The sequence below is a fragment of the Mesorhizobium sp. M8A.F.Ca.ET.021.01.1.1 genome (assembly GCF_003998025.1).
In the GTDB taxonomy this organism is placed as follows: Bacteria; Pseudomonadota; Alphaproteobacteria; order Rhizobiales; family Rhizobiaceae; genus Mesorhizobium.
Genome location: NZ_RZSJ01000534.1, coordinates 1 through 4280, shown reverse-complemented (window position 1 = coordinate 4280; position 4280 = coordinate 1). Strand labels below are relative to the sequence as shown.

5 protein-coding genes are annotated in these 4280 nt (G+C 64.6%); all 5 read right to left on the bottom strand.

Features of this window, described 5'->3' with window-relative positions; genetic code table 11:
• Positions 1–27 precede the first annotated feature (27 nt).
• The 5 genes from EOA36_RS29130 to EOA36_RS29110 all read right to left on the bottom strand — a co-directional run bounded on the left by EOA36_RS29130 (position 28) and on the right by EOA36_RS29110 (position 4246).
• A complete protein-coding gene (locus tag EOA36_RS29130; RefSeq protein ID WP_126101823.1) occupies positions 28–711 on the bottom strand; it encodes a lytic transglycosylase domain-containing protein in 684 nt (227 codons plus the stop codon).
• A gap of 99 nt (positions 712–810) precedes the next feature.
• A complete protein-coding gene (locus tag EOA36_RS29125) occupies positions 811–1248 on the bottom strand; it encodes a S26 family signal peptidase (protein ID WP_245464504.1) in 438 nt (145 codons plus the stop codon).
• Positions 1245–1505, bottom strand: a complete 261-nt coding sequence (locus EOA36_RS29120; RefSeq protein WP_126101825.1) for a helix-turn-helix domain-containing protein — start codon at positions 1503–1505, stop codon at positions 1245–1247. The genes EOA36_RS29125 and EOA36_RS29120 overlap by 4 nt, the downstream gene beginning before the upstream one ends.
• A 151-nt stretch (positions 1506–1656) precedes the next feature.
• The gene (locus EOA36_RS29115; protein WP_126101826.1) at positions 1657–1980 is read right to left on the bottom strand and encodes a DUF736 domain-containing protein; all 324 of its coding nucleotides are present in this window, start codon (positions 1978–1980) and stop codon (positions 1657–1659) included.
• Between the two features lie 535 nt (positions 1981–2515).
• Entirely contained in the window at positions 2516–4246 is a 1731-nt protein-coding gene (locus tag EOA36_RS29110; RefSeq protein ID WP_127229475.1) for a ParB/RepB/Spo0J family partition protein, read from the bottom strand.
• Positions 4247–4280 lie beyond the last annotated feature (34 nt).

Here is a 4280-nt window from a genome sequence, read left to right as displayed (position 1 = left end):
CCTCTGGACGCGCCCCGCCCGCCACCGCTAGTGATCCGGCTCTTTCGGCAGCCCGCCTTCCTTGCCGAGCGGGACGAAGAGATCCGCGTTTCGCGCGCGGGCGCGAATACCATCCTGGAGGAAGAACAGCGACCGTCCGGAGGGAGCGTTTTGCGCCTTTGGAGCGACAGATTTGCCGTTGGACTTGTCGATGTCGTCGCCTGAAACTCCGGCCGCCTTGAGCTGTTTGAGATAGTCGACGGTCTCCCTTGGCAGGAGTTTTCCATGCTGCAAATGGTCGTCGTAGCGCGCGGGGCCTGCGTTGTAGGCGGCAAACAGGCCTGGAAATCCGAAGCGGTCATACATGGCGCGCAGATAGGCTGTTCCGGCGAGAATATTGTCGCGCGGATCGTGCGGATCAGGCCCAAGGCCGTGTTCGACCCGCATCTCCGCATAGGTGCCGGGCATCACCTGCATGAGGCCGACCGCGCCGGCGCTCGAGGTGATGGGGTGGCCATCGCGCATCGTGTTGCCGCCGCTTTCGGCATCCATGACGGCGTAGATCCAGGCCTTGGGAAGACGAAAACGCCGGCTCGCTTCCGCCACGAACTCCTGCCAGTTTCGCAGCTGCGGAGTTTGGGAGATGGCGACCGGCTCGGCGCCGGTCGAGGCGGAACAGGCGCATGGCGCGATAGCGAGCACGCCGAACAGCAGGAGGGTCACTCGGTCCATAGCGGCACGAGCCTCCCGATGACATTTTCGGCCGACACCGGCCCGAAATAGCGACTATCGAAGGAGTGATTTGTCTCACTGCCGAGCAGGAACACCTCGTTATGGCCGAGCGCCCGGCAGCCATTCCACCAGGGGCAAAGTTCGGCCCTTGGCGTCGACCTTGAGCCGGCGCGCGACGATGTCGCCGCCGATGATGATCGCGTCGTGGAAGGCGCAGACATGCTCGCCGGGCAGCGCGGCAAGGCGTTTAACCAGCGGTATACTGCGGGGCAGATAGCCGCGTTGGTCGGCGAGATAGGCCACGAAATCGGGCGTGCGGACGAGCACGAGATCGTCGCGCGCGGGGGCTCCGGCAGCGACTCGATAAAGCCCGACCGGCGCACTGGCGGAGGCGTTCCAGACCAGCAAGGGCGTGGGTTTTGCGAGCGTGGTGAAGCCCAGAAGGCCGAGGCCAATCGCGGCAATGGCGATCGTCTTGCGGGCGCGAACGCGCCGCAAGGCGCTGCCGATCAGACGGATGGAAGGGCTCCGGTTCACGACTGGCCTCCCTCGTCGGACGGCGCGGAACCGTGCTCGGAAGTAGCGTCCTGGGGATGGCCTTTCGACCATTCGTCGAGCTCGTCGATGTGATAGCGGACATAGCGGCCGTGCTTGCGGAATTTCGGGCCGCCGCCCTTGAGCCGCATCTTTTCGAGCGTGCGTTGGGAGAGCCCGATATAGAAGGCGGCTTGCGCTGTGTTCAGAAACGGGCTGCCCTTCTTGGCGCGGGCGGCGCGTTCGTTTTCGTCGTCCATGATGATCCTCGTGTCTTCAAGGAGAAGCGACGGCGAGGATGGGCGAGCGGGATCGCGTCGGGGACGGGCGAAGAGTCGGGGGCGAGTTTTCGCCGCTTTTTTTGAGGTGAGCCCCGCGCCGGCTGCGGCGCGAGGCTCCAGTGTCCGCCGTTCAGTCGACGGGATTCCAGATAATGGCGTAGGTGTCGTCATCGTCCTGGCCGGCGGCGCGGCCGAGATTGGCGTAGAGCTTGCGCGGGCCGAACTCCGGGGCGGCGATGGAGAGGCTCACATAGTCCTTGCCGGAAGCCTCGCCGATGCGGATCCAGCCGGCGCCGACTTCGACGCCTTGGGTCAGCACCCGGAAGTCGGGATGGGTGTCGGCGCTCTTGGCCTGGTTGGGCACGATGTCGATGTCGGCGCGGACGCTGAGCGTCTTGAGCTGGCCCTTGTAGCCGCCATTGTCCTGCTTGGTGACGTATCCGATCGCGGTCATGTTGGTCTCCTGTTTTGCTGTCGCCGGGGACCATTCCCCTGCGATGGCGGACCGTGATGGGCGCATCCGGCCCGCCTGAACCCGATAGGGCCGCAGCGGCAGCGAAGGACCCGAGCGGGCGGCTGTTTTGAAGCGAAGCGGCGCGAGGAGCCGCCGCAGGCGGCGGGGAAAAAAGCCGCCGGCCGAGGGTTTCGGGCGGGCCGGATCGCCCATAGGTCGACAAGCCAGCCGCAGGGAAATGGTCCTAAAACACGCTTGGGAGACAGTTGCGCGATCGGCTGACACGGCAAGCAGGCGGCGCGGCGGGTACCGAGCTTGGCACGGCTTCAGACACCGCAGCCAGCGGGGACGTGCTTATCCGAGATGCGCCTCTGCGAGCATTCCCACGTGGCGCAGGGCTGGCGAGATGCATCGAACTGACGTCGAGATTGCGCGTACGGTGCGCACCGAAAAGTCCCAAAAGTGCGGCCGGTACCGCCCGAGAAGGTGCCCCAAGCGGCGGCTCTCGAAGTGCCGCCGCCTGGGGCTTGGTCGATTATTCCGACACGAACAGGTGCCGTACCTTGGCCCACTGGTCGGCGGTGCGGAAGCCGCCGCGATTGGTGTAGCTTTGGGCAGGGAATTTCATCCAGCGCGGCAGCCAGGCGTCGACTTTTTCCCTGCCGTTCTCGCCCGCGAGAAAGTCGCGGATGATCTTCTTTTGCGTCTTCACCTTCTCCGAAACATTGCCGTCGGCGACAGGCTTGCCGCCGATATCGGCGAGCATCAGATTGGCGATTTCCCTGTCGCGCAACAACTCGAAAAACGCGTCGTCGGCCTGCCAGCAAGCGGACATGTCGACATTCAGATGATTGCCGAGCGCCTCGATGACGGCGCTGCCGGCTTCGAGCGTCTCGGCCATGACGATGGCGAGAACGCGCAAGACATCGTCGTCGGAGAGCGCCACCAGCTTTGCTAAGACGCTGGCGAGGGCGAAGGCGTCGCCATTGCCGCCTGCGACCGCGCCGTCCTCGTCCGGTTGCCCGAGCAGCGCCAAAACCTCGCGCCGCTTTTCGGCAAAGGCGGCTTCGGCCTTGCAGGCCGCCACGCTGGCGCCGACCGTCTCGTTGGCGGCGCGCTGCGGCTCGCAGCGCACCTGCCACAGGCTTGAACCGGCAATCGCATGCGCCACCATGAGGCGCAGGGCAATGGCGGGATGGTCGAGCAACGCGGTGCGCACGGCGGCATGACGGTGCAGGTCGACATAGTTCTGCATCGGTCCGGTGAGTTCAGGTCGTGACGGCTTTGCGACCTGTTCTTCCTGCTCGCCGCCCCCTTCATTGGCGCGGGCGCGGCGCGCTTCCTTGCGCGACAGCCAGCCCTCGTGACACTCGACCTCGCCGCGATGCGAGACGGTAATGACGACCTTGCCGCCCTTTTTCTTCGGCGTCTTTTCGTGGTCCCATGAGTGGAAATACTGGCCGGGTTCGAGCACGTTCACTTGCGCCCATCCGGCCTCAAGATAGGCGTCGCGTCGGGCGGCAATCGCCTCGTTCTGCTTTAGCCAGAACAGGTCGGCATCGGCAAAATAGCTGTCCTCGCCGAACAGGTCGGAGACGATGAGGCCGGGATAGTCCTCTATGGCGAACAGCGCCACCTTGGTGGAGATCGACTGGCCGCCGAACAGCCATTGCTTCAACTGGAAGCCGCGCGGCGCGTATTGTTCGGGATCGGCATAAAGCGCCAGCCAGTCCTTCTGCTGCGCTTTGGACGCCATGGTGAGATAGCGCGCCGTCTCGGCGTCAATTTCCTCGCGGCGGTAGGCTTCGCGAATTTTGGGCAGAAGCTCGCCGAGCGCCAGAACGCGTTTCACCTGAAGCTCGGTGAGGCCGAAGGTGGCTGCGATGTCGGCAATGGCGCGGCCTTCGCGGATCAGACGGGAGAAGGTTTCCCATTGCGAGACTTCGTCGGGATCGAGGCGGGCGATGTTTTCGATGAGCGAGGCTTCGAGCGCATCGGCGTCGTCGCCATCCTCCATGATGGCGCAGGGCAAGGCATCGCTTTCGCCGCGCTCGTCGGCGAGCGATTTGGCGGCGAAATAGCGTCGCCGTCCGGCGACGATCTCGAAGGTTTCGGGCGAACCGTTGGGCCGCACCAGAAGCGGCACGAGGACGCCGCGCGCGCGAACGGACGGCAGGATATCGGAGATATCCGGCGCGCGTTTGCCGTGGCGCATGTTGAGTGCGGAAATGTTCAACCGATCAATTGGGATATGGGCAAGCTGCATGATTTGTCTCCTTCGGTTTGGTTGAGGTTTCCCC